Origin of the sequence: Staphylococcus sp. acrmy (assembly GCF_022690565.1) — a bacterium.
Classification (GTDB): domain Bacteria; phylum Bacillota; class Bacilli; order Staphylococcales; family Staphylococcaceae; genus Staphylococcus; species Staphylococcus caledonicus.
The window spans coordinates 33,677-59,694 of sequence record NZ_JALCVE010000008.1; the positions used below are offsets into that span (position 1 = coordinate 33,677).

At 34.0% G+C, this 26,018-nt stretch carries 20 protein-coding genes and 2 pseudogenes; 6 read left to right on the forward strand and 16 right to left on the reverse strand.

The window, feature by feature from the left end:
- Positions 1-105 precede the first annotated feature (105 nt).
- From FH144_RS09060 to gatC, 4 genes are all read right to left on the reverse strand, one after another.
- Positions 106-1,068 carry a diacylglycerol kinase gene (locus FH144_RS09060; protein ID WP_242315269.1) on the reverse strand — a complete coding sequence of 321 codons (963 nt, stop codon included), beginning with the start codon at positions 1,066-1,068 and terminating at the stop codon, positions 106-108.
- 221 nt (positions 1,069-1,289) lie between these two features.
- Positions 1,290-2,717, reverse strand: a complete 1,428-nt coding sequence (gatB, locus tag FH144_RS09065; RefSeq protein WP_242315271.1) for an Asp-tRNA(Asn)/Glu-tRNA(Gln) amidotransferase subunit GatB — start codon at positions 2,715-2,717, stop codon at positions 1,290-1,292.
- 12 nt (positions 2,718-2,729) lie between these two features.
- Positions 2,730-4,187, reverse strand: coding sequence for an Asp-tRNA(Asn)/Glu-tRNA(Gln) amidotransferase subunit GatA (gene gatA / locus FH144_RS09070; protein ID WP_242315273.1), 1,458 nt, complete (start codon positions 4,185-4,187; stop codon positions 2,730-2,732).
- A 1-nt stretch (position 4,188) separates the two neighbouring features.
- Entirely contained in the window at positions 4,189-4,491 is a 303-nt protein-coding gene (gatC, locus tag FH144_RS09075) for an Asp-tRNA(Asn)/Glu-tRNA(Gln) amidotransferase subunit GatC (protein ID WP_107507723.1), read from the reverse strand.
- Between the two features lie 480 nt (positions 4,492-4,971).
- Here gatC and putP point away from each other — a divergent pair.
- Positions 4,972-6,510 (forward strand): annotated as a pseudogene (putP, locus tag FH144_RS09080) (sodium/proline symporter PutP).
- A 141-nt stretch (positions 6,511-6,651) separates the two neighbouring features.
- Here the strand turns inward: putP and FH144_RS09085 are convergent.
- The 10 genes from FH144_RS09085 to FH144_RS09130 all read right to left on the reverse strand — a co-directional run bounded on the left by FH144_RS09085 (position 6,652) and on the right by FH144_RS09130 (position 18,301).
- Positions 6,652-7,857, reverse strand: coding sequence for a CamS family sex pheromone protein (locus FH144_RS09085; protein WP_107507721.1), 1,206 nt, complete (start codon positions 7,855-7,857; stop codon positions 6,652-6,654).
- A 12-nt stretch (positions 7,858-7,869) separates the two neighbouring features.
- The gene (gene ligA, locus FH144_RS09090) at positions 7,870-9,873 is read right to left on the reverse strand and encodes an NAD-dependent DNA ligase LigA (RefSeq protein WP_242315275.1); all 2,004 of its coding nucleotides are present in this window, start codon (positions 9,871-9,873) and stop codon (positions 7,870-7,872) included.
- Positions 9,874-9,876: 3 nt separating this feature from the next.
- Positions 9,877-12,069: a DNA helicase PcrA gene (gene pcrA, locus FH144_RS09095; RefSeq protein ID WP_242315277.1), complete on the reverse strand. Its 2,193-nt coding sequence runs from the start codon at positions 12,067-12,069 to the stop codon at positions 9,877-9,879.
- A complete protein-coding gene (pcrB, locus tag FH144_RS09100; RefSeq protein WP_242315280.1) occupies positions 12,066-12,761 on the reverse strand; it encodes a heptaprenylglyceryl phosphate synthase in 696 nt (231 codons plus the stop codon). The genes pcrA and pcrB overlap by 4 nt, the downstream gene beginning before the upstream one ends.
- Before the next feature lie 253 nt (positions 12,762-13,014).
- Positions 13,015-13,317 (reverse strand): YerC/YecD family TrpR-related protein, encoded by a 303-nt coding sequence (locus FH144_RS09105; RefSeq protein ID WP_107507717.1) that lies wholly within the window; start codon positions 13,315-13,317, stop codon positions 13,015-13,017.
- A 93-nt stretch (positions 13,318-13,410) separates the two neighbouring features.
- Positions 13,411-14,706: an adenylosuccinate lyase gene (gene purB / locus FH144_RS09110; RefSeq protein WP_107507716.1), complete on the reverse strand. Its 1,296-nt coding sequence runs from the start codon at positions 14,704-14,706 to the stop codon at positions 13,411-13,413.
- 350 nt (positions 14,707-15,056) lie between these two features.
- Complete coding sequence (locus tag FH144_RS09115) at positions 15,057-15,230, reverse strand: NETI motif-containing protein (protein ID WP_107507715.1); 174 nt, start codon at positions 15,228-15,230, stop codon at positions 15,057-15,059.
- Positions 15,211-15,816, reverse strand: a complete 606-nt coding sequence (locus tag FH144_RS09120; protein ID WP_107507714.1) for a DUF2179 domain-containing protein — start codon at positions 15,814-15,816, stop codon at positions 15,211-15,213. Before FH144_RS09120 ends, FH144_RS09115 begins: the two co-directional genes overlap by 20 nt.
- A gap of 201 nt (positions 15,817-16,017) precedes the next feature.
- The gene (nadE, locus tag FH144_RS09125) at positions 16,018-16,839 is read right to left on the reverse strand and encodes an ammonia-dependent NAD(+) synthetase (RefSeq protein WP_242315290.1); all 822 of its coding nucleotides are present in this window, start codon (positions 16,837-16,839) and stop codon (positions 16,018-16,020) included.
- Positions 16,832-18,301 carry a nicotinate phosphoribosyltransferase gene (locus tag FH144_RS09130; protein ID WP_242315291.1) on the reverse strand — a complete coding sequence of 490 codons (1,470 nt, stop codon included), beginning with the start codon at positions 18,299-18,301 and terminating at the stop codon, positions 16,832-16,834. The genes nadE and FH144_RS09130 overlap by 8 nt, the downstream gene beginning before the upstream one ends.
- Before the next feature lie 181 nt (positions 18,302-18,482).
- Here FH144_RS09130 and FH144_RS09135 point away from each other — a divergent pair.
- Both FH144_RS09135 and FH144_RS09140 read left to right on the forward strand, forming a co-directional pair.
- Positions 18,483-19,517, forward strand: a pseudogene (locus FH144_RS09135) (nitric oxide synthase oxygenase).
- Between the two features lie 30 nt (positions 19,518-19,547).
- Positions 19,548-20,357, forward strand: a complete 810-nt coding sequence (locus tag FH144_RS09140; RefSeq protein WP_242315294.1) for a prephenate dehydratase — start codon at positions 19,548-19,550, stop codon at positions 20,355-20,357.
- 78 nt (positions 20,358-20,435) lie between these two features.
- On the opposite strand, the gene FH144_RS09145 is transcribed toward FH144_RS09140, so the two are convergent.
- Positions 20,436-21,512 (reverse strand): glycosyl hydrolase family 28-related protein, encoded by a 1,077-nt coding sequence (locus FH144_RS09145; protein WP_242315296.1) that lies wholly within the window; start codon positions 21,510-21,512, stop codon positions 20,436-20,438.
- Between the two features lie 173 nt (positions 21,513-21,685).
- Between FH144_RS09145 and FH144_RS09150 the strand changes: the two genes are divergently transcribed.
- From FH144_RS09150 to FH144_RS09160, 3 genes are all read left to right on the forward strand, one after another.
- Entirely contained in the window at positions 21,686-22,246 is a 561-nt protein-coding gene (locus FH144_RS09150; protein WP_242315298.1) for a cysteine hydrolase family protein, read from the forward strand.
- A 49-nt stretch (positions 22,247-22,295) separates the two neighbouring features.
- On the forward strand, positions 22,296-23,225 hold the full coding sequence (locus FH144_RS09155) for a manganese-dependent inorganic pyrophosphatase (RefSeq protein ID WP_107507709.1): 930 nt from the start codon (positions 22,296-22,298) through the stop codon (positions 23,223-23,225).
- 280 nt (positions 23,226-23,505) lie between these two features.
- On the forward strand, positions 23,506-24,888 hold the full coding sequence (locus tag FH144_RS09160) for an aldehyde dehydrogenase (protein ID WP_242315300.1): 1,383 nt from the start codon (positions 23,506-23,508) through the stop codon (positions 24,886-24,888).
- 85 nt (positions 24,889-24,973) lie between these two features.
- Here the strand turns inward: FH144_RS09160 and pglS are convergent, their stop codons facing one another.
- Positions 24,974-26,014: a 6-phosphogluconolactonase gene (pglS, locus tag FH144_RS09165; protein ID WP_242315301.1), complete on the reverse strand. Its 1,041-nt coding sequence runs from the start codon at positions 26,012-26,014 to the stop codon at positions 24,974-24,976.
- Between the last annotated feature and the right edge of the window lie 4 nt (positions 26,015-26,018).

Below are 26,018 nucleotides of genomic sequence, written 5' to 3' on the forward strand. Positions count from 1 at the left end.
AAGAGGTTCGAATAGTTAAATACAGACTATGATGCACGTACTATGTATTCAAACTATGTCTCAACCTCTTCATCTCGTTCTATAACTATTTAGTTTAATTTATCATTATTGTTCTTCGATTGGTGACGTCTCGGTTACATCATTAACTTGTTGGTCCTCTGTTAAATCTTCATTATAAATATCTTTAGGCGTACACACTTCAATATGACGTTTTAAATTTAAGAAATTAGCTGGTAATTTACCGCCATATTCACCATCTACGTTTAGTTGCATATCAGTATATGACGAAATATTAATTGATGTCGCTTTCTCATATATCACCTTAGGATGTTTAATATGTTCTCCACGGGATGCTAATGTCATAATATGGCCTAATTCAGCTAGATTTGCTTTTTCAACGATAATTAACGTAAAATGGCCGTCGTCTAGTTTAGCGTCAGGTACTAACTTTTCAAAACCAGCCATAGAATTTGTAAGACCTAATAGGAATAATAGTGCTTCACCTTGAAAAACGTTATCATCATATTCTATTCGCAAATCGACAGCCTTCATCTGTGGTAACATTTCAAAACCTTTAATGTAATAAGCAAAAGGACCAACTATGGATTTCAAACGACTTGGCGTTTCATATGATACTTGGGTTAGTTGACCACCTGCAGCTAAATTAATAAAATAACGATTATTCATCTTGCCAATATCAACTTTTGTTGTATGGTTATCAATAATGACATCGACTGCGCCCATAATATCATTAGGTAAGTGTAATGCACGGCCGAAATCGTTAACGGTTCCCATTGGAATGATACCTAGCTTAGGACGGTTCGGTTGTTCGGAAATACCATTTACTACCTCGTTAAGTGTACCGTCACCACCTGCAGCTATTAAAATATCATAATTTTGTTTCAATGCACGTTCCGCTTCTAGCGTAGCATCACCTTCTCTTTCAGTGGCATACGCGCTTGTTTCGTAACCTGCTCGCTCTAATTTTATTAAAACATCTGGTAAAGTTCTCTTGAATAATTCCTTTCCAGAAGTTGGATTATAGATGATTCTTGCCCGTTTTCTCATAAATTATCCCTCAACTTTTTATACATATATTTATATTAAATGATTTGCAAGTAAGTTAAAAGTATTTCAATCAATTATCTTTACTTTACTTTTCAATTTGCAGAATTTTAATCACGAGATGCAGGATATTTGAAATAAAAAAGGCTTAAAGATGAGTTCTTATTGAATCACCTTCAAGCCTATTAATTTTGGACATATGTCCTAAATATTAATAATTATACTTATCTTTTATCTAATTCTTGTTTTAATAATTGATTTACTTTTTGAGGGTTAGCTTGTCCTTTTGAAGCTTTCATAATTTGACCTACTAAGAAGCCCATAGCTCTACCTTTACCATTTTTGTAATCTTCAACCGATTGTGGGTTATTGTCTAAAGCCTCAACTACAAATTTAGTTAATGTAGCTTCATCAGAAATTTGGACTAATCCTTTGTCTTCCATGATTTGCTTAGCGTCGCCACCATTTTCAGCTAATTCTGGGAAGACTTTCTTAGCGATTTTACTACTCATTGTACCGTCTTCAATAAGTTTAATCATGCCCGCTAAGTTCTCAGGTGTTAATTTAGTATCTTCTAAATCAACTTGGTTTTTATTTAAATATTCGTTAACGCCGCCCATTAACCAGTTAGATGTTAATTTAACGTCAGCGCCATGGTCGATGGCACCTTCAAAGAAATCTGACATTTCTTTTGTAAGAGTTAACACGTGTGCATCGTATTCAGGTAAACCTAATTCTTTCACATATTTAGCTTTACGTTCATCTGGTAATTCAGGAATTGTTTGACGTACGCGTTCTTTCCATTCGTCATCTACGTATAAAGGTACGATGTCTGGCTCAGGGAAGTAACGATAATCGTCTGATCCTTCTTTAACACGCATAAGAATTGTTTTACCAGTTGATTCATCAAAACGACGAGTTTCTTGACCAATAGTACCACCATTTAACAATTCTTCTTCTTGACGTTTTTCTTCATATTCTAAACCTTTTCTTACATAGTTAAATGAGTTAAGGTTTTTCAATTCAGTTTTAGTACCGAATTCGTCTTGACCATAAGGACGTAAAGAAATATTGGCATCACAACGTAATGAACCTTCTTCCATCTTACAGTCTGATACGCCTGTATATTGAATGATTGAACGTAATTTTTCTAAATAAGCATAAGCTTCTTTAGGTGAACGAATATCTGGTTCAGATACGATTTCAATTAAAGGCGTGCCTTGACGGTTTAAGTCAACAAGTGAGTATCCGTCTTTATGAGTTGATTTACCCGCATCTTCTTCCATGTGAAGACGAGTAATACCAATACGTTTAGTTTCGCCATCTACTTCAATGTCGATATATCCATTTTCACCAATTGGTTGGTCAAATTGTGAAATTTGATATGCTTTTGGATTGTCTGGATAGAAATAGTTTTTACGGTCGAATTTAGAATGAGTTGTAATTTCCATATTTAAGGCCATTGATGCACGCATAGCCCAATCTACTGCACGTTTATTTACAACTGGTAAAACACCAGGATATGCTAAGTCAATAACATTAGTATTTGAGTTAGGTTCAGCTCCAAAATGCGCTGGTGATGGAGAGAACATTTTTGAGTCTGTTTTTAGCTCAACATGAACTTCAAGTCCGATAACTGTTTCAAAATGCATTATTTCCACTCCTTATAAATTTTCATATACGTCGTGTAAGTTGAATTGTGTTTCATATTGGTACGCAACACGATATAACGTTTTTTCATCAAAAGGTTTACCGATAAATTGTAAGCCAATTGGTCGTCCGTTTGATTGTCCACAAGGAACAGAAATACCTGGTAAACCGGCTAAGTTAACAGGTGTAGTTAATAAATCATTAGCATACATAGTTAACGGTTCATCAATTTCTTCTCCCAAGTTGAAAGCAGTCGTTGGTGCAGTTGGACCTACAACCACGTCATAATTTTCAAAGACTTTATCGAAGTCATTTTTAATTAATGTTCTAACTTTTTGTGATTTTTTATAGTACGCATCATAGTAACCAGAACTTAACGCGAATGTACCTAAGAAGATACGACGTTTAACTTCGGCACCGAAACCTTCAGATCTAGACATTTTATATAATTCTTCTAATGATTGCGCTTCTTTAGAATGATAGCCATAGCGAATTCCGTCGAAACGAGCTAAGTTTGCTGATGCTTCTGAAGAGGCAATAACATAATATGATGGAATACCATATTTTGTATTAGGTAATGACACTTCATCGACTTCAGCACCTAATGATTTAAGTGTTTCAATCGCTTTTTTAACTGATTCTTTGACATCTTCATTAACGCCTTCGCCTAAGTATTCTTTAGGTAATGCAATTTTTAAGCCTTTAATATCTTTGCCGATTTCAGAAGTAAAGTCTACATCATCAACAGGTGCACTTGTTGAGTCATTCTTATCTATTCCTGAAATAGCTTCTAATACTAATGCGTTGTCTTTAACATTACGTGTAATTGGTCCGATTTGGTCTAATGAAGACGCAAACGCTACTAAACCGAAACGTGATACACGGCCATAAGTAGGTTTCATACCTACCACACCACAATATGCTGCTGGTTGTCTAATAGAACCACCAGTATCAGAACCTAAACTAAATGGTACTAAGCCAGCTGCCACAGCTGCTGCTGAACCACCTGATGAGCCGCCTGGAACTGCAGTGTGATCAAATGGGTTAACTGTTTTTTTAAAGTAAGATGTTTCAGTTGAACCACCCATAGCAAATTCATCCATATTTAATTTCCCGATTAACACGGCGTTTTCATTATGCAATTGTTGCATAACTGTTGAATCATAGATAGGAACGAAGCCTTCTAACATTTTACTTGCACACGTTGTTTCTACATCTTTAGTAATAATGTTGTCTTTGATACTCATTGGAATACCAAACAACTTGCCTTCCATTTGGCCTTTAGCTTGGAGTTCATCTAACTCTTCAGCTTTTTTTATCGCATTTTCTTTATCTAAAGCTAAAAATGATTTTACTGTTGGATCAGTTTCTTCAATAGCGTCGTAAATATCTTTTACTACGTCAGAAGGTTTGATTTCATTGTTTTTAATCATTTTTAATAAATTTTCAACAGATTCATAGCGAATACTCATCTTAAGCGTCCTCCTCGTTCATGATAGCTGGTACTTTGAATTGACCATCTTCAGTTTCTTTAGCATTTTTTAATGCTTGCTCTTGAGGAATGCCCTCGATTGCTTCATCTTCACGTAAGACATTTTGTAAATCTAAAACGTGATAGGTTGGTTCAATACCTTCAGTATTAGCTGTATCATTTTGTTTCGCAAAATCTAAAATACTTTCAAGTGTTTGAGCCATTTCTTCTGTTTCTTCTTCAGAAATTTGAAGTCTAGCTAAGTGTGCTATATGTTCAACTTCTTCACGTGTAACTTTAGTCATTAATTAAAAAGCCTCCTTATTACTCATTCATCATAAAATTGTATCAAATTTTCACTTAAAAATCTAAATATTTATTATTATAACAGTCAGTTAACCACCCTATTATACTAAATAAAGACAAAATTTTTTGCTTATACTACTGTCAATTTATAGTCCAGTCAAATTAATGTAACTCATTTAATATTTTTGAGTTAATTTAAATGTACAAATATAGTTAAAGTTAACTTTTTCCAATATATACAATATACGTATAAATACAATTATTTTACTTTAATTATTAGTAAGCGCTTACTAATCTGTTATAACAATATTTTTATCTGAAAATTAAAAATAATACTCCTCTAATACATGCATTATATTGTATAATATTACATGTAACTTATTTATTTAATATCTTATTACTAAATATTAAAAGGTAATGCTTTTGATTAAGTTAAATTTTTAGTGATAGATAGCTTAAAACAAAGGGGGTACTTCTAGATGTTTACTTTGGGAGCAAGTTTAAGCAGTAATGTGAACGCTAGTTGGCAAACATATATCATGATTGCTGTTTATTTTATTATTTTACTTATTATCGGGTACTACGATTATAAACAAGCAACTGGTAACTTAAGTGAGTACATGTTAGGTGGTAGAAGTATCGGACCATACATTACTGCCCTATCTGCGGGAGCGTCAGATATGAGTGGTTGGATGATAATGGGATTGCCTGGTTCAGTCTATAGTACTGGCTTATCGGCAATATGGATTACTATTGGGTTAACGCTTGGCGCTTATTTAAATTATTTAATTGTTGCACCGAGGCTAAGAGTTTATACAGAACTTGCCGGTGATGCGATTACCCTACCTGACTTTTTTAAAAATAGATTAAATGATAAACAGTCTATTATTAAAATTGTTTCTGGTTTAATCATTGTAGTATTCTTCACTTTATATACACACTCTGGTTTTGTGTCAGGTGGCAAACTATTTGAAAGTGCATTTGGTCTAGATTACCACTTTGGACTTATTTTAGTAGCAGTCATTGTTATTTTATATACATTTTTTGGAGGCTATTTAGCTGTATCAATTACCGATTTCTTCCAAGGAGTGATTATGTTAATCGCCATGGTTATGGTACCTATCGTAGCTATGATGCAACTAAAGGGATGGGATACTTTCTCTCGTGTAGCTGAAATGAAACCAACAAATTTAGATTTATTTAGAGGCACTACTTTCTTAGGTATGATTTCCCTCTTTGCCTGGGGTTTAGGTTATTTTGGTCAACCTCATATTATTGTGAGATTTATGTCAATTAAATCACACAAGATGTTACCTAAGGCACGTCGTATCGGTATTAGCTGGATGGCGGTTGGTCTTTTAGGAGCTGTTGGCGTTGGTTTAACAGGTATTGCCTTTATTGCCGACAACGATATTAAGATGAATGATCCTGAAACATTATTTATTATTATGAGTCAAATTCTGTTCCATCCACTTGTAGGTGGTTTCTTACTTGCAGCTATTTTAGCAGCTATTATGAGCACGATTTCTTCACAACTTCTTGTAACTTCAAGCTCATTAACCGAAGATTTCTATAAATTATTCCGTGGTGAAGAACACGCTAAAACACATCAAAAAGAGTTTGTATTAGTAGGTAGACTCTCAGTACTTGTCGTAGCTATCGTAGCCATTGCTATTGCCTGGTCTCCTAATGATACTATTTTGAACTTAATTGGTAACGCATGGGCTGGCTTTGGGGCCGCATTTAGTCCATTAGTATTATTCGCACTTTACTGGAAGAAGCTCACACGCGCTGGTGCCATTAGCGGTATGATTGCTGGAGCATTAGTCGTTATCGTATGGATTGCATGAGTTAAACCATTAGCAAGTATCAATGAAATCTTTGGTATGTATGAAATCATTCCAGGTTTCCTTGTAAGTGTAATTGTTACTTATGTTGTTAGCTTATTCACACAACAACCTGGTGAGTTTGTTGAACGAGATTTAGCACAAGTAAAAGCTATTATTAAAGAGAAATAAGCGGAAAGAAATTTTTTTTTAAAACTAAAATCATATATAACTATCGTAGTATTGATAATTAAAGAGTTGTAGAGGTAATTCATTATCGAATCACCTCTACAACTCTTTTTTAAAATTTATATATCAGTCTTGTAATTATGACTAATTATTATAAATATGAACTTGTGGTTCTTTATCGTCTTTTGTTTTACTAATTAAAGCACGTGATGTGTTACCATCTTTAATGCGAATTTCATAGCTGTCAATATCGTCAAAGTATTTCTCAGCTTGTTCAGTTACATACTGAGTAATACCGATTGTTTCAGCTTGACCATAATAATCAATTGGCAAGTCAATTGTCAGTTGTCTTGGTTTCTTATCTTCAAACTTAACCTTACCTACTGCTTGAGTAAAGTTAGTAAAGTAAGATTGTAGATTATTATTAAATTGCTTGAAATTATTATTTAAAGTTTCGTTGTACTTCTCTGCAGTTTCTGACGGTAATAATGCTGATACTTCATTAATTTTATTCCATTTATTAATTTTAGTTTGATCTTCATCTACCGTAGTATTTGCTATAAATTCACCTGGTGTAATTGAATTTTGATCAGATTGTTTATAAATCGCAAAGTGGATAGGTATATCTTTCAAATCATCATTTGCTCTTAAGCGGGTAAGGATTTCAGACGCCATAGCTTTACCTTGTTTTTCAATTTCATCATCATCAAGCTTTTTACTATATGTTTCGCCGTCTTTTTCTTTTTGATAATAATAAACACTATTCATAGCTAAGCCGATGGTCATACCTTTAATATTAGACCCTTTAGTATCACTGTTATCGTAAAAATCTTGTTCTAAAATATTAGACAAATAAGCGGGAGACTCATCTGCTATCTTTTCAGGGTCATCCTCTCCATTATGTGAAGGATTTAAACCTAAATTTTCACTAGCTTTTTTAGATTTTTTCTCACTATCGCTCATTTTATCGATTTCTTTTTTAGAGTATTTAGGGTTTAAATAGTTATTAAGTGTATCTTTATCTAAATATTGTCCATCTTGATAAAGGAAATCATCGGTAGGAAAAACATCCTTACTCAAATTTAATAGACCACTCTCAAAATCATCCCCGTTATAGCTATTGGCCATATTATCTTGTAATACCCCTCTAGCTTTACTTTCTTTAAATGGCAAAATTGTACGATAATTATCCCCTTGTACTTTCTTATCTGTTGCAATTGTCTTTACATTATTTGAATTTGAGCTCGTATCTTCTTGTTTGTTAACCGATTGATCATTTTTATTATTACCGTTGCCACATGCCGCTAACAGCACAAGCGACATAATTACCAATAGTAGTGTCCGCTTCATTGCCGTTCTCCTCTAATTTGATATTTCATCTTTCTTAGTTATAAACTGTTCTTCTGTCCAAACTTCAGTACCAAACTTTTCAGCTTTAGTTAGTTTCGAACCTGCGTCTTCACCTGCAATAACAAGGTCCGTGCTTTTGGTTACACTGCTTGTTACTTTAGCGCCTTGCATTTCTAACCAAGCCGAAGCTTCTTTTCGAGTCATTTGTTGTAACTTTCCTGTTAGGACTATTGTTTTATCTTGAAAATCAGGATGCCCTTCTATTTCACTTGTTTTAACACCATTATATACCATATTAACGTTTTTATTTTTCAATTTTTCAATTAAAGCTTGTATATCTTCATTTTCCAAATAAGTGACTACAGATTGTGCAAGTTTATCTCCTATATCATGAATACTTACTAATTCATCTTCAGTAACTTCAAGTAAGCGATCCATAGTTTCATATTTCTCAGCGAGAACTTGGCTTGCTTTAACACCTAAATGGCGAATGCTTAAACCAAATAATAAGTGTTCTAATGAATTTGCTTTAGAGGCTTGAATTGCAGTGAGTAAATTCTCAACCTTTTTAGCACCCATACGTTCTAACGGTAATAAATCATCTTCTGTTAAATAGAAAATATCTGCTACATCTTTAATCACATGATTATGATACAGTTGTTGAATGATTTTAGTGCCTAAGCCATCAATATTCATTGCCTGACGTGATACAAAGTGGATCAGACCTTCTACAAGTTGTGCCTGACATTTAGGGTTGATACAACGTAGAGCTACTTCACCTTCAATACGTACAAGTTCGTGACCACAACTTGGGCAATGGGTTGGCATATGATACGGTTGAGCATCGTCTGGGCGTCGTTCAATCACACTTCTAACCACTTCTGGAATAATATCCCCAGCCTTTTTAACAACTACACTATCTCCGATTCTAATATCACGTTCTCTGATTAAATCTTCATTATGTAAGGAAGCTCTAGAGACTGTAGTTCCCGCAACACGCACTGGTTCGAGAATAGCTGTAGGTGTAACGACGCCTGTACGCCCTATACTCAATTCGATGTCTTGTAAAGTGGTCACCACTTCTTCAGCTGGGAATTTGTAGGCGATGGCCCATCTTGGCGATTTCTGAGTATAACCAATTTCATCTTGTTGGTCCAAATCATTAACTTTTATTACAATGCCATCAATATCATATGGAAGTTGTTCGCGTTGTGCCGTCCACTTTTCAATATAATTTAAAACACCTTCAATATCTTGAACACGTTCACGTTCTTGATTCGTTTTAAATCCTAGACGATCTAACTCATCTAAAGCGCCACTTTGAGTAGTAGCATCAAAATCAGTAAAATTATTTACACTATATAGAAAGACACTTAACTTACGTTTGGCTGCTAATTTAGGATCTAATTGTCTTAAAGAACCAGCGGCAGCATTACGCGGATTAGCAAATGGTTGTTCTTCATTTTTTTCTTTTTCTTCATTTAAAGCCATAAATGAGCTACGTGGCATATAGGCTTCGCCACGTACTTCAAAGTTTAATGGTTCTTTAATTTTTAAAGGAATCGCATGAATGGTACGCAAGTTTTCAGTTATGTCTTCACCAGTCGTTCCGTTTCCACGTGTCAATCCTTGTACGAAACGGCCATCCACATACTTAAGAGACACGGCTAATCCGTCAATTTTTAATTCACACATATATTCCACATTGTCTGTATGGTCGTGTATACGTTCATCGAATCGACGTAGTTCGGCTTCATTGAAAGCATTACCTAAACTTAGCATAGGGGTATCATGATCGACCTTTTCAAATGAGGATTGCGCTTCTCCACCAACACGTACTGTAGGTGAATCATTGGTTTTATATTCTGGATGTGCCTCTTCAATATCAATTAATTCACGCAATAATTTATCATATTCACTATCTGGTACAGAAGGATTATCTTGCACATAATATTCATAACTATATTGATTTAATAAATTATGCAACTCATTCACTCGGTTTTGGATGTTCTCCATTAATTAATCCTCCTTTTTACTAATAGGGGCAAATTGAGCTAATAAACGTTTAGGTCCTTCAGCTTTAAAAATAATATCTAATTCTACAGAACCGTTTTTCTCGTTCACATTACTTACCATACCCTCTCCCCAAGATTTATGCGTCACTTTGTCTCCTACTTTCCAGTCTGAAGCTGAAACTTGTTTCTTAGATGACGTAGTACGCTTGCTAAAACCTCGCTTCGATTGTGATGAGGACTTAGGTGTAATCGTTTGTCGTTGTTGTTTTGCAGGTACTTCTAATAAATCTTCAGGAATCTCTCGTAAGAATCGTGAAGGCATATTCGATTGTGAACGTCCGTATAACATTCGTGACGTTGCGTGCGTAATGTACAAGACTTCCTCAGCACGTGTGATTGCTACATAGCAAATACGACGTTCTTCTTCCATTTCATGTTCGTCGTCACTTTTAATTGCGCGGATATGAGGGAATAAAGATTCTTCCATACCCATTAAGAAGACAATTGGGAACTCTAAACCTTTAGCTGAGTGCATAGTCATTAAAGTAACGCCACTCTCAATATTAGCTTCATCGATATCAGCCACTAATGATAAATCTGTTAAAAAGTTAATTAATGACTGTTCTTCTAGAGGCGTATTTTCTTCGTAGTCTTTAGGTACTGACATGAACTCATCGATGTTCTCTAAACGACTTCTTGATTCAATTGTTTGTTCACGTTCTAGCATGTCACGGTAGCCTGATTTTTCAAGGATTTCAGTTACAATTTCACTTATTTCTAAAAATTCTTGTTCTTTAATTAAGTTTTGAATTAACTCGTAGAATTGAATACACTCTTGTGTCACTTTTTTAGAAAGTCCGATGAAATCAACTTCACCCAATGCATCAAACATACTTATATTATTCTCAACGGCGTATCTTTGAATCTTCTCAACTGATGAAGGACCAATACCACGTTTAGGCACATTTATAATACGTTGCAAACTTATATCATCATTACTATTAGCCACAATTCGAAGATAACTTAGTAAGTCTTTAATCTCTTTACGGTCATAGAATTTTTGTCCTCCAACCATCGTGTAAGGAATATTTGATTTCATAAATGTTTCCTCTAACACACGAGATTGCGCATTGGTTCTATAGAGAATCGCCATCTCTTTATAGTCTTTTCCAATTTTTCGATGCTTCATAATTTCACGCACGACGTATTCAGCTTCGTCACGTTCAGTCATCGCTTCATAGTATTTTATCTTATCGCCACCCGTATTAGCTGTCCATAAGCCTTTAGGTTTACGTTCCGAATTATTTTTAATCACTTCGTTAGCAGCCGTTAAGATGGTTTTAGTCGAACGATAATTTTGTTCTAGGAAAATGGTTTTCGCATTAGGGTAGTCCGCTTCAAAAGATAAAATATTTTGAATGTCAGCACCTCTCCAGCCATAGATAGATTGGTCTGAATCACCAACAACACAAAGATTTTTAAACTTGCTAGCGAGAAGTTTGACAAGTGTGTATTGAGCTTTGTTGGTATCTTGATATTCATCTACATGAATATATTGGAATTTATTTTGATAATATTCTAACGTATCTGGAACACGTTCAAATAATCTAATCGTTTTCATAATTAAGTCATCAAAATCTAACGCTTGGTTACGTGACAATTGACGTTGATAACCACTATATACCGTAGCCACCATTTGTGAATGGAAATCATTAGCTTCATTTATCGCATCTTCAGGTGTCTTCAATTCATTTTTTAGATTACTGATTGCGCCGATAAACATACGTGGTTCAAAGCGTTTGCTATCGATGTTTTCATTTTTTAATACATCTTTTATCACAGATTTTTGATCGGTTGGATCAATAATTGTAAAGTTACGTTCAATTCCAATGCGATCTGCATCTCGTCTTAAGATACGCACACACATAGAGTGGAAAGTTGACATCCATATGACATGGGCTTCTTCGCCCACTAATTGTTCAACACGCTCTTTCATTTCTTTAGCTGCTTTATTAGTAAAGGTAATTGCTAAAATATTATAAGGAGAGACATCTTTTTCATCTAATAAATAGGCGATTCGATGCGTTAATACTCTCGTCTTACCTGAACCAGCACCAGCCATTATAAGTAGTGGTCCTTCTGTAGTTCTTACCGCTTCACTTTGCTCTTTATTCATATTACTGACTAATGAATTCATTTATTAGACTCCTTTTTAATTTTTACTGTTTTAAGGGCTTTCTTAATGTCTGAATATATAATATTTCCTACGATAATGGTATCGGCGAATTGCTTCATTTCTTTCGCATGTTCTAGAGAACTTATGCCGCCCCCATATATTAACTGTGTATTGGTTAGCATTTGAGATACTGCTTTCACCATCTCAACGTCTCCATAAGTCCCACTATACTCAATGTACATCATAGGTAGTTTGTACATTTCATTGACCATTTGTGCATAAGCTTCCACATCTTCAATATCTAGGTTTGTGTCAGCTTGCGTCAATTGTGCAACTTTACTATCTGGATTAAGCACTAAGTAACCTTCCAATACGACTTCTTCAAAATTAACCATGTGTCCAAATTGTTTTAACGCTTTATGTAACATACCATTGTAATAAGTTGTATCTTTACTATTTAGTACCGTTGGAACAAAGTAAAAATCAAACCCAGGCATAACAGTATCTAAATTTGAAATTTCAAGAACGAGCGGTAACGGATATCTTCTCACTCTACTCATTAAATGAATGACATTATCCTCGGTTACGTTATCTGTTCCACCAATCATTATTGCATCTGTGTTTGACATGCATAATGCGTCTAAATCTTCGTCACTTATCTCTTTAGCCGGATCAAGTTTAAACACATGTTGCCATTCCTTAATGTCGTACATATATCCATAACTCCTTTTTTTAACATACACTAAATTATAGCATTTTTAATCTTTGAGTTCTAAACAGATTAGACCATTTTAACATCGAAAATTTACAACTTATAGCCGTTAAATCGATTTGTATTTCTACCTACTTAGCTTTAGAAAGACTCTATTTAAATCATTTATAAAAGAAAGAAACTCGAAGACCATTTCCTAATTGGAAATCATCTTCGAGTTATGAGTACGATATCTATAACTAAACTATTAAAACTTATTCTTTCGTCTCAATATTTAATCGATCTAGGATTATTGTATAAGCATCATTACCCCATTGTAATGAACGTTTCACTCTAGAAATAGTCGCTGTTGATGCACCCGATTCTTTTTCAATCGTTGCATAAGTAAAACCTTGTTTAATCATTTTAGCAACTTGAAGTCTTTGAGATAATGATTGTATTTCATTTACAGTGCATAAATCATCAAAAAATTGATAGCACTCTTCTCTATTTTCAAGTGTTAGAATCGCATCAAATAATTCATCTAATGCTTGTCCTCGTAGTTTTTCGATTTGCATCTCAAACAACCCCTATATTCCAATTTCAATATAATCTCATTTTAACGCATTAAATAGTTAAAGTGTAGTGATTTCATTGAAAAGAATAGTTACTTATTCTAAGCCGGCACGTTGGAAGATTGTATCCACTTGATTTAAATGATGTTCAGGGTTGAAACATTCATCTAATTCTTCTTTAGAAAGAACGTTAGTAATATCATTATCTTGTTCAATTAATGTACGGAATGGTGTTTTAGTTTCCCATGATTCCATAGCTTTAGGTTGTACTTTATCATATGCTTCTTCACGAACCATACCTTTATTAATTAAAGCCAATAATACACGTTGTGAGAAGATTAAACCAAATGTTTTATCAATATTATTTCTCATATTATCTTCATATACAGTTAAACGATCAACAATATTTGTAAAACGGTTTAATGCATAATCTAACGCAATAGTTACATCTGGTAACATAATACGTTCTGCTGAAGAATGAGAAATATCACGTTCATGCCATAATGGTACATTTTCATATGCTGTTGTAATATAACCACGGATGACACGTGAAATACCAGTAATATTTTCAGAACCAATTGGGTTACGTTTATGAGGCATAGCTGAAGAACCTTTTTGTCCTTTGGCAAAGGCTTCTTCTACTTCACGTGTTTCAGTTTTTTGTAAGTTACGAATTTCTACAGCAAATTTTTCTAATGAAGTAGCTACTAATGCTAGCGTCGCAATATAATATGCGTGACGATCACGTTGTAATGTTTGAGTAGATACTGGTGCAGCATCGATACCTAAATGTTTACAAACATAGCTTTCAATTTCTGGTGGAATATTCGCAAATGTTCCTACTGCGCCACTCATTTTACCTACTTCGATCTCTTCACGTACTTCTTTAAAACGTTTTAGATTACGTTTCATTTCTGTATACCACAGCGCCATCTTCACACCAAACGTTGTTGGTTCAGCATGTACACCATGAGTTCGTCCCATCATTAACGTATATTTATATTTTTTAGCTTTTTGTTCTAACACTTTAATAAAACGTTCGATATCTTTTTCAATAATTTCGTTCGCTTGTTTAATAACGTAACTTAATGCAGTATCGACTACATCCGTTGAAGTTAAACCATAATGCACCCATTTACGTTCTTCACCTAAAGTTTCAGAAACTTGTCTAGTAAAGGCTACCACATCATGACGTGTTTCTTCCTCAATTTCTTTGGCACGTTCAACATTTACTCGCGCATTTTCTCTTATTTTCTTAACATCTTCTTTAGGAATATGACCTAATTCACTCCATGCTTCACATGCTAAAATTTCAACTTCTAACCATGCTTCATATCTATTTTGGTCTGTCCAAATATTAGACATTTCTTCTCTTGAATAACGTTCAATCATCTTTAAACTCCTATTCTATGTATTAAATTTGTGGCAAAAACTGTACATTAACCATAAAAACACAAAAATAGTTCGTGTCTAAGCTTTCTGTTTAAGTTTAACAGATTCTATATGAAAAGTATAAGCCTTTTTCTCGCATTTCTAGTATAAATGATTCTTATAAGAAAAACACTAATATCTTAATTTGTCGTAAATGCAACAATAAAAAGAAACCTAAGTGCGTGTAATACGAATAGATGATAATGTGTCGTTCAATCATCTTATCTATTAATTCTTCACTTAGATTTCTTTTAGGAAATGACGATGGAACAACCAAACATTTAAATTACATTTGATTGCTAACCCACGTCCTATTCTATTTTTTTACCAACAAACTGAATATCTTGACGTAATACTTCAATATTACCGTCTTTATCTTCAGTATATACTGGCTTTTCAATACGTTTGACAGGCATATAGCCCGCTTCACGCATGCGTGCTAAACACTCTGAGATGGTTTCATTATCATTTACTCTGAACTTCATCGTGTTCCACTACACTTTCTATTTCTTCTACTTCATATGCTTTAACTTTTCTAGTACGTACGCCTTTAGTCCAGAAACCACCGTGTATTGCTCTAGGCTCATACGCAATGATAAAAGCTTTTTCATCCAAAGTACGTACCGTATCCATTAACTTACGTTCAAATCGTCTAGGGGTTAAAATTTGCATTACCATTCGACTACCGTCTCTACCATGAGCTTCATAGTGCGTAACGCCGTACCCAAGATTTCTTAATTCATTTGGTAAATCTAATTCATACTCTGATGAAGTTACATTTACAACTGTATAACCTAATGCGAGTTTCTCTTCAATCTTCATTCCCACTATGATACCAATTGAGAAACCAAAGGCATAAGCGACGATATTTTGAATTTGATCAAGGCTACTCATAACTAATCCAAGACCAACGACATATATCAATACCTCAAGGAAACTCACTACTGCGGCCATATAGCGATAGCCTTTTAACGTTAAGATTGTACGTACCGTTAAAAATGTCACGTAAAAAACGTTAATAACGAATATCGCTGCTACCATTAACCATGGGTTTGCCGTTATCACTGACATGTTATTCCTCATTTCTTCCTTGTATTACTAAAATCGAGATAATTTCATCAGTGATATTTTATTTTGTCACTAGTAAATCATCATAAACTGTGTGTATTTAATTTCAATTTAAATTAGTAAATTATAATTTTTTTATTCATTCAACCTATTTTAATGCTTGCTTATAAAATATTTAATGGAACTTCTCATAAATTCGGCGAGTTAGTTCTTTGGCCATGTATATCGTGTATATGCTAGTTCACGTTTATGTGCATTACGAACATAGTGCTTTTCAATTGTTTCACGTGCGTCACTAGGAACTTCTTTACCTTCTAAATAATCATCAATATGTTCATAACTTACGCCTAGTGCTTCTTCATCAGGTAATTGTGGCTTATCGTCTTCTAAATCAGCAGTTGGAACTTTTTCATATAAACGTTTAGATGCGTCTAAATACTTTAATAATTGTTTACCCTGTCTTTTATTTAATCCGAAAATTGGAGCAATGTCTGCTGCACCATCACCATATTTAGTATAAAATCCAGTGATATTTTCTGCAGAATGGTCTGTTCCAATGACAATACCACTTCGATTAGAGGCAATAGAATATTGAACTTTCATACGTTCACGTGCTTTCTCATTACCACGTTGAAAATCAGTTAACTCAATGCCTGCTTCTTTTAAAGATTGTACACTTTGATCTACGGCTGGTTTAATATTTACGGTAATCGTTTCATCCGGATTAATAAATTTTAAAGCTTCTTCTACTTCATCAGCATCTTTTTGCACACCATATGGGAGCTTTACAGCGATAAACTGACATTCACGACCTTCTTTGCGTAATTCTTCAACCGCTAATTGTGCAAGTTTACCAGTAAGCGTTGAATCTTGCCCACCTGAAATACCCAATACAAGTGACTTAATAAAAGCGTGAGATTGAACATAACTTTTAATAAAATGAATGATTTCATGAATCTCTTGTTTACTATCAATATTCTTTTTAACTTTCATTTCTTTCATTACAATATCTTGTAACTTAGTCATTGTCTTCCTCCATTTCTTTTACATGTTCTGCCACTTCAAAGATGCGTTTATGTTTATTGTCCCAACAAGCTGTACTTAAATCAACTGGATATTCTTGTGGATTTAAATAACGTTTATTTTCTTCCCATAATTTAGAAAGTGCTTCTTTTAAATAGTCTTGTGCTTCTTTTTCACTTAGTAAATCGTATACGAGTTGACCATTTTCAAAGATAGAGTGATGTAAGTCGATCGCTTCGAAGTGTTTAATATATTTCATTTTATAGGTATGGACTGGGTGGAACATTTTTAACGGTTGTTCATTGTTAGGATTTTCATGTTCTAACGTAATATAATCGCCTTCTGCTTTACCTGATTTCGAGTTAATAATTCTATATACTTTCTTTTTACCTGGTGTCGTTACCTTTTCAGCATTATTAGACAATTTAATTCGGTCAACATATTGGCCATGTTTATCTTCTACTGCTACAAGTTTATAAACTGCGCCTAGTGCTGGTTGATCAAAACCAGTAATTAATTTAGTACCTACACCCCATGAATCCACTTTAGCACCTTGTGATTTCAAGCTCATAATTGTCTGTTCATCTAAATCGTTTGAAGCAATAATTTTAGCGTCTGGGAAACCAGCTTCATCTAACATACGGCGTGCTTCTTTAGATAGATAAGCAATATCACCAGAGTCTAAACGGATACCTACAAAATTAATTTTATCGCCTAACTCTTTAGCAACCTTAATCGCTGTTGGTACACCAGATTTTAAAGTATGGAATGTGTCTACTAAAAACACACAATCTTTATGGCGTTCGGCGTATACTTTAAATGCTTTATATTCATCGCCGTAAGTTTGTACTAATGCATGTGCATGCGTTCCTGAAACGGGTATACCAAACAGCTTACCTGAACGCACGTTACTTGTTGAATCGAAACCACCGATGTAGGCTGCACGTGCGCCCCATAAAGCTGCGTCAAGTTCTTGAGCACGACGCGTACCAAATTCCATTAATATATCATTTGGAGCAACTTGACGGATTCTGCTAGCTTTAGTTGCGATAAGAATATGGAAGTTAACGATATTTAATAATACTGTTTCAATAAGTTGAGCTTGGATAAGAGGTGCTTCTACACGTAGTAGTGGTTCATTACCGAAACAAAGTTCCCCTTCTTGCATAGCTCGAATATTACCCGTAAATTTAAGGTTTTTTAAATAATCTAAAAAATCATTTTGATATCCTATCGATTGTAAATATTCAATATCAGAATCGCTAAAATGGAAATTTTCAATAAATTGAATCACTCGTTTTAACCCATTAAATACAGCGTAACCACTTTCGAATGGCATACTTCTGAAATATAAGTCGAATACTGCATTATGTTCATGAATGCCATCATTCCAGTAACTTTCGGCCATGTTAATTTGATATAAATCATTATGTAACATTAAACTGTCATCTTCGTAACGATACACCATTATCTCTCCTAACGATCTTTTTCATTATTTTATCATAATTCGATAGAAGTGAGTATTCTCGGGGGTTTTACTCTTATTTTAAATATGAAATATTAGTTATCCGACAAATTCGTGACAAAAGAAGTATTTAAATGAGTTAATTAATTGTCTAGATTATAATATTGGATGAGGTGGTCATATGATATTAGAAGAAGCTAAGTCTTTTATACACACAATGTATACTGAATTAGAGTACTCAAAAGCTGATATGGAAACAAGAATTGCAATGATAGAAAAAGAAATTGCTTCAACAGGGACATATACACATACGTACGAAGAGTTAAGTTATGGCGCTAAACTTGCTTGGCGTAATTCTAATCGTTGTATAGGCCGATTGTTTTGGGAGTCGCTACATGTTGAAGACGCGAGAGATGTGAGTAATGACTCAGAGTTTATTACTGCAATCAATAAACATCTTGAAGAAGCGACAAATGGCGGGAAAATAAAACCATATATCACTATTTTCTCAGCTGAAAATGCGCCGAAAATTTATAATAATCAATTAATACGTTATGCAGGATATGAAGATAAAGGAGATCCATCTGAACGTGAAGTGACCTAACTAGTTGAACATTTAGGTTGGAAAGGTGAAGGTACAGATTTCGATGTCTTGCCTCTGATTTACCAATTGCCTAATGAAGAAATTAAGTTATATCCACTACCTTCTGATTTAGTTAAAGAGGTTAACATCGAGCACGATCGTTTTCCAAAATTAAAAGATTTAAATTTAAAATGGTACGGTGTGCCTATTATTTCAAATATGGATTTAAACATCGGTGGTATTGTCTATCCAACTGCGCCATTTAATGGTTGGTATATGGTTACTGAAATAGCAGTGCGTAATTTTACTGATACGTATCGTTATAATTTATTAGAAACTATTGCGGATGCCTTTGATTTTGGTACACTTAAAAATAATTCATTTAATAAGGATCGAACATTAGTAGAATTGAGTTATGCTGTTTATCATTCTTTTAAAACACAAGGTGTATCAATCGTCGATCATTTAACCGCTTCAAAGCAGTTCCAACTATTTGAAGAGAAAGAACATCGACATGAGCGAGAAGTAACTGGTAAATGGTCATGGCTAGCGCCACCTCTTTCACCTACACTGACTGAGAATTATCACCATGGATATAAAAAGAAACAAGCATTGAAGTGTCCATTCCATTAATGTTCAGCAGACACGGAGGTAAAGTTTGTGATGAAATTATACTATTTAGGACCTAAAGGAACCTTCTCTTATCTTGCAGCAAAGCAATATTCTTTAGAAAAAGAGTTTGCGTATAGTCATTGTCCGAAACAAAACTTATATGATGTAGTTAAATCTGTCGCAGACAATGATGACGCAATAGGTATCGTGCCACTTGAAAATTCGATTGAAGGTACTATCAATATTGTCGCTGACTCATTAATTCAACAAGAGATTTACGCACATGGTGAAATTCATATGAATATTGATTTTGGTTTATACGCAAATGAAGGAACTCAAATTGAAGATATTACAAAAGTATATTCAATTGCGCCAGCCATTAGTCAAACAATTCAATATATCCATCAACATCAATTTGAATATGATTATGTTGACAGTACCATTCAAGGATTAGAGAAAATCTCTTCTACTGAAGCGGCTATTGCGCCACTTGGAAGTGGAGAATTATATGGTTTCGCTCCTATCGATAGTCATATTCAAGATTATTCACTTAATGTCACTCGTTTTTTAGTTATCAAAAATCATGCTAACTTTGATAAAGATGGAGACAATACTATTTTACTGATATCACCTAAAGCTAATAAAGCCGGTTTATTAGCTAAAGTACTAAATACATTTGCGTTATTTGATATCAATTTATCATGGATAGAATCCCGTCCAATGAAACAGAAGTTAGGTTTTTATTACTTTTTTGTCCAAACTACGACAGGTAAGACGAAAGAACTGGATAATGTGATATCAATTTTAAACAACTTGAATTTTAAAGTGAAAATTATTGGAGTTTTTAATGCATACTCCTAAAAAATAACTTCGAGAGTTAGGGATAATGAAATCTGTGTCATCACACTAGACTTTTCCCTACTCTCGAAGTTTTTTATTTTACATTAATTTTTTAACTTTGACATCATCGTGTTGATTAAATGTTAATTCTGAAATATCTTCTAGATGTATCATTTGAGAAGCGTCATCAAATGTATTGCCTGCAATAAATACTTGCTTATGCTTAGCATTATTATAACTTCTAATATGAATCGCATCTCGTGTCATTTTTCCTGAAAAATGGTTGCCAATCACACTTAAATTCTCTCCACCTTGTGACACTTGAACGTGGCCAGTCAATGGATCAGCCGCGTTCTTACCATCTTTAACGCCCAAGAAACGAATGCCACCATTACAATTTCTAAATTCATTTTGTGAAATAATCATATTTTTAGATTTTAAAGGAGTGAGCGCATATTCATTGAGGCCGTCGAAAGTATTATTTCTGATAGCCACATTGTCATAGAATTTATTGTGACGACTTGCATGTGAACCAATCGCTCTATTCCATGCTTTCATATCAGGGTGGTCAGCTGCTCCGAAGTAACAATTTTCAATCACGACATTTTTTGTTATCGTTCCATCCGTTGTGCCAAATTTTGGAAATGCGCCTGGTACTTGAATATCTAATTGAATTGCTTCTGAAAATGAGCGATCCCCATCTATATCTCTAAATCCTTTAAAAACACAATCTCTGATATATAGTCCATCAATACCGCAAGCATCTAAGGCATGGCCTCCCACAACATTTAATACTGTCACACCAATCAATTGAATATCTTCAGCGTGACCAATCGACATTGCCGTATTATTGTAAGGATAGTCTACCCCATTCATATCAAATGTTCCACCCTTTATATAAATATGACTATTTCCTTGATAGCCATGATAAAAACCGAACTGTCTACCATTCTTTAAAAGCGCATCCTTGCTACATCGTAAAAGTGTCGTATCTTCCTCTAATAATAATGTAGTTGAATCATAAATAATGAGCGCTTTACCAATATGATATGTACCACTTGGTATATAAACAGTATGTTCACCGTGTTTCGCCTTATTAAGCGCTTTTTGAATAGCTTTCGTATCTTTGCGTTTGTTATATCCAGTTAATCCGTAATCTTGTGCGTTAATTAACATTTTCTGTCCCCTGTTCAAGTTTCTATATATGTAAATATCTATTGTATATACCAATTTCACCATGTATTAGCTATACTATATATAGACATAATACGAACTATTTACATTATCTTATCCATATTATTATACAATTTGTAACTAACTTAAACATTTATATGAGAGGAATGTTGAACATGAGCAAAAAAGCATTAATTGTTGTCGATTATTCATACGATTTTATTGCCGATGATGGTCGCTTAACTTGTGGTAAACCTGGCCAAGATATTGAAGATTTTATTGTAAGTCGTTTAGAAAAATATCACTCAAATAATGAAGACGTATTTTTTATGATGGATTTACATTATGAAGATGACCCATATCATCCAGAAACAAAACTTTTTCCACCTCATAATATAGAAGGCACTTCTGGACGTGAATTATACGGTAAAGTGAAAACTTTTTACGATGAGAATAAAACAAGTTCAACGATTCACTTTTTAGATAAACGCCGCTATGATTCTTTTTATGGCACACCTTTAGATAGTTTATTACGTGAAAGAGGTATCACTTCTCTCGAAATTGTTGGCGTATGTACGGATATCTGTGTCTTCCATACTGCTGTGTCAGCCTACAACTTAGGGTATGACATGACGATACCTAAAGATGGTGTAGCTTCTTTCAATGAAAATGGTCACAACTACGCTTTAAGCCATTTTGTAAACTCATTAGGCGCAGAGGTAGAAGTAAGTAATTAAAACATGCTAAAATAAGATTAAAATTATATGATAAGGGTGGATAATAAACATGGCAAAAACTTACATTTTTGGACATCAAAATCCAGATACTGATGCAATTTCTTCAGCTATCATCATGGCTGACTTTGAACAATTAACTGGAAATTCAGACGCAACACCTTATCGCTTAGGCGATATCAATGCTGAAACTAAATATGCTTTAGACCATTTTGAAATTAAAGCACCTGAATTATTAACTGATAATTTAGATGGTCAAGAAGTTATCTTAGTAGACCACAACGAATTCCAACAAAGTGCTGAAACAATTGCTGATGCAGAAATCAAACACGTTGTTGATCATCATAGAATTGCTAACTTTGAAACTGCAGCACCTTTATGGTATCGTGCAGAGCCTGTTGGTTGTACTGCTACAATCTTATACAAAATGTATAAAGAACGTGGTTTCGAAATTAAACCTGAAATTGCTGGTCTAATGATTTCTGCAATTATTTCAGATAGCTTATTATTTAAATCACCAACATGCACTGAAGAAGATGTTAACGCTGCTAAAGCGCTTAAAGATACAGCTAATGTTGATTTAGAAGAATATGGTTTAGCTATGTTAAAAGCTGGTGCTTCTACTGTAGATAAAACAGCTGAAGAGTTATTAGATATGGATGCTAAATCATTCAACATGGGCGACTACATTACTCGTATTGCACAAGTCAATACAGTAGATATCGATGAAGTTTTAAATCGTAAAGACGAATTAGAAAAAGCTATGTTAGAAACAAGTACAAATCAAAAATATGATTTATTCGTACTAGTTGTTACTGATATCATTAATAGTGATTCTAAAATCTTAGTTGTAGGTGCTGAAAAAGATAAAGTTGGAGAAGCATTTAAAGTCCAATTAGATGATGGTATGGCCTTCTTATCAGGCGTAGTATCTCGTAAAAAACAAGTAGTACCTCAAATTACTGAAGCATTAACTAAATAATTGGATATACAATTTAATTTCACAAACAGTCTAAAACAATGTGTTTTAGACTGTTTTTATATAAGCAAGCAGAATACAGAAATTACGATGTCTCCATCTTTTATTTATAATTAACATAGTGAACTATTAAGACACAATCTTAGAATTATCGTGTGTTTTATCCTCCACTTTCCATTAATAAAGTAATAATTCGGGTATAAGTATAATAAATTAAATGATTAATTTTTATTCAAATTATCTATAAACGATATTAGTTTAATATATTTAGGAGGTAGATCAATTGTCATCAATAGCACAACAATTTGAAGAAAGTAAGAACTTTTTCAAAACACATAAAACTAAAGACATTAAATTTAGAAAGCAACAATTAAAGTTATTAAGTAAAAGTATTAAAAATCATGAAAATGAATTACTCGAAGCGTTAAAGCATGATTTAGGAAAAAGCGCTGTGGAAGCCTATGCGACTGAAATAGGTATTACGCTTAAAAGTATCAAGATGGCGCGCAAAGAACTTAAAAATTGGGCAAAAACTAAGCAGGTGGATACACCTATATTTATGTTCCCTTCTAAAAGTTATATTAAGCCTGAACCATATGGTACTGTCTTAATTATTGGACCATTTAATTACCCAGTACAACTATTATTCGAACCATTGATTGGTGCAATCGCTGCAGGAAATACTGCTATCATCAAACCTTCTGAGCTAACACCTAACGTGGCAAATGTGATTCGCCAAATCATTGAAGATGTCTTCTCTGCGGATTTCGTTGCCGTCGTCGAAGGCGGTATTGAAGAAACACAAACATTAATCCATCTTCCATTTGATTATATGTTCTTTACTGGCAGTGAAAAAGTAGGTCAAATTGTTTACGAAGCAGCAAGTAAAAACTTAGTTCCAGTGACACTTGAATTAGGTGGTAAATCACCTGTAATTGTTGACGATACTGCTAACATTAAAGTTTCAAGCGATCGCATAAGTTTCGGTAAGTTTACGAATGCAGGACAAACTTGTGTGGCACCTGATTACATTTTAGTTAATAAGAAAGTTAAAAATGAGCTTATTGAGGCGCTTAAACAAAGTATCCAAGAATTCTACGGTGCTAATGTTGAAAATAGTCCTGATTTTGGTCGCATAGTTAATGATAAACATTTTAATAGACTGAATGATTTATTAAAGGTGCATGAAAATAATATTGTTTCTGGTGGGCACACTAATGCTGGGGAACGTTATATTGAGCCAACTATATTGGATGGTATTACCCCTGCTTCAAAAATTATGCAAGAAGAAATCTTTGGTCCATTATTACCTATCATTACTTATGATGATTTAAATGAAGCATTTGATATTGTTCAAAGTAAAGCGAAACCACTTAGTCTTTATCTATTTAGCGAAGATGAAAATACAACGCACCGTGTGCTTAATGAACTGTCATTCGGCGGTGGCGCAATAAATGACACCCTTATGCATCTTGCTAATCCTAATTTACCGTTTGGCGGTGTAGGGGCATCAGGTATTGGACAATACCATGGTAAATATACATTTGAGACATTTAGTCATAAAAAATCTTATATTTTCAAATCTACACGCTTAGATTCAAGTATTATCTATCCACCCTATAAAGGAAAATTGAAATATATTAGAACCTTCTTTAAAAATTTATAAATGCTAAGATTAAAAAACGCGAAGAGGTTGGGAAACCGATAAACGGTGTTCCAACCTCTTCGCGTTTTATATTTTATTGAAGTTTTTATTTATCTAAGAAGCCGACGAATATGCCTTCAGGGGCTATGTGTTTATTATCTTTTGCCGTTAATTTACCGCTGTTAGTATCACGGCTAAATACAGTTACTTTATAATCTCCTTCTTGGTGCGCACACACTAAGTATTCATCAGATTCAGTAATATTGAAATCTCTTGGGAATTCTCCACCACTTTTAACAATTTCAACTGGGTTAAGCGCAGCGCCATCTTCAGCTACAGTAAATACTGCAATACTATCATGGCCACGGTTACTTACATACAAGCTTTGTTGGTCATGTGATAAGCGTACGGCAGCTAATTTAGTATCGCCATCAAAGTCTTCAGGAATAGTTAAATGACGCTCAAGTTCTTCAAATTGACCATCGTTATATTGCATGACACTCACATAATTAGATAATTCATGCACTACGTAGGCATATTTTCCATTTCTATGAAAAGCAATATGTCGTGGACCATCTTGATCTTTGAATTTTGTAATTTCATGCTCTTTGAAACCTTCATCACCAAATGTATAAGCGACTACTCTATCTGTTCCTAAGTCTGTAGCTACTACATATTTTCCATCAGGTGTTTCATTAATATAATGTACATGAGCATTGTCTTGACGTTCATGACTACCAGTAGTATAGTCATGCGCTAATTCTTCAATTAATTTAACTATTTCGCCAGTTTCTTTATTTAATTGGTAAATACGTGCCAGTCCTGCTCCGTATACCGCTTCAAATAAGAATTTACGATTTCTTGATACAGAAATATAACATCCTGTGCCTTGAGATGACTCTAAACATTTATTAATTAAAGTTAACTGTCCTTCATCATCTTTTTTAAAAGCAGCTACACCGCAGTCATCGCCTTCTTTAGTAATCGCATATAGGAAATCTTCTGTTTGAGCTAAATATGTTGAAGCTTGTATGTCATAACCTGTTTCAACTGTTTCAATTTGTCCTGAATCTTCATTTAATTCAAAACGATAAATGCCTTTGCCTTCTTTTTTCGTATATGAACCAATATATCCTCTCGTTGACATATAA

Coding starts and splice junctions, on each gene's coding strand:
- FH144_RS09105 (WP_107507717.1), bottom strand. CDS start 13,317: ATGCAAATCGAAAAACTACGAGGACAAGCATTAGATGAATTATTTGAT.
- pcrA (WP_242315277.1), bottom strand. CDS start 12,069: ATGAATTCATTAGTCAGTAATATGAATAAAGAGCAAAGTGAAGCGGTA.
- pglS (WP_242315301.1), bottom strand. CDS start 26,014: ATGTCAACGAGAGGATATATTGGTTCATATACGAAAAAAGAAGGCAAA.
- FH144_RS09140 (WP_242315294.1), top strand. CDS start 19,548: ATGAAATTATACTATTTAGGACCTAAAGGAACCTTCTCTTATCTTGCA.
- nadE (WP_242315290.1), bottom strand. CDS start 16,839: ATGACTAAGTTACAAGATATTGTAATGAAAGAAATGAAAGTTAAAAAG.
- FH144_RS09060 (WP_242315269.1), bottom strand. CDS start 1,068: ATGAGAAAACGGGCAAGAATCATCTATAATCCAACTTCTGGAAAGGAA.
- gatA (WP_242315273.1), bottom strand. CDS start 4,187: ATGAGTATTCGCTATGAATCTGTTGAAAATTTATTAAAAATGATTAAA.
- FH144_RS09085 (WP_107507721.1), bottom strand. CDS start 7,857: ATGAAGCGGACACTACTATTGGTAATTATGTCGCTTGTGCTGTTAGCG.
- pcrB (WP_242315280.1), bottom strand. CDS start 12,761: ATGTACGACATTAAGGAATGGCAACATGTGTTTAAACTTGATCCGGCT.
- purB (WP_107507716.1), bottom strand. CDS start 14,706: ATGATTGAACGTTATTCAAGAGAAGAAATGTCTAATATTTGGACAGAC.
- gatC (WP_107507723.1), bottom strand. CDS start 4,491: ATGACTAAAGTTACACGTGAAGAAGTTGAACATATAGCACACTTAGCT.
- FH144_RS09115 (WP_107507715.1), bottom strand. CDS start 15,230: ATGAAGTTCAGAGTAAATGATAATGAAACCATCTCAGAGTGTTTAGCA.
- FH144_RS09145 (WP_242315296.1), bottom strand. CDS start 21,512: ATGTTAATTAACGCACAAGATTACGGATTAACTGGATATAACAAACGC.
- gatB (WP_242315271.1), bottom strand. CDS start 2,717: ATGCATTTTGAAACAGTTATCGGACTTGAAGTTCATGTTGAGCTAAAA.
- FH144_RS09155 (WP_107507709.1), top strand. CDS start 22,296: ATGGCAAAAACTTACATTTTTGGACATCAAAATCCAGATACTGATGCA.
- ligA (WP_242315275.1), bottom strand. CDS start 9,873: ATGGAGAACATCCAAAACCGAGTGAATGAGTTGCATAATTTATTAAAT.
- FH144_RS09120 (WP_107507714.1), bottom strand. CDS start 15,816: ATGTCAGTGATAACGGCAAACCCATGGTTAATGGTAGCAGCGATATTC.
- FH144_RS09150 (WP_242315298.1), top strand. CDS start 21,686: ATGAGCAAAAAAGCATTAATTGTTGTCGATTATTCATACGATTTTATT.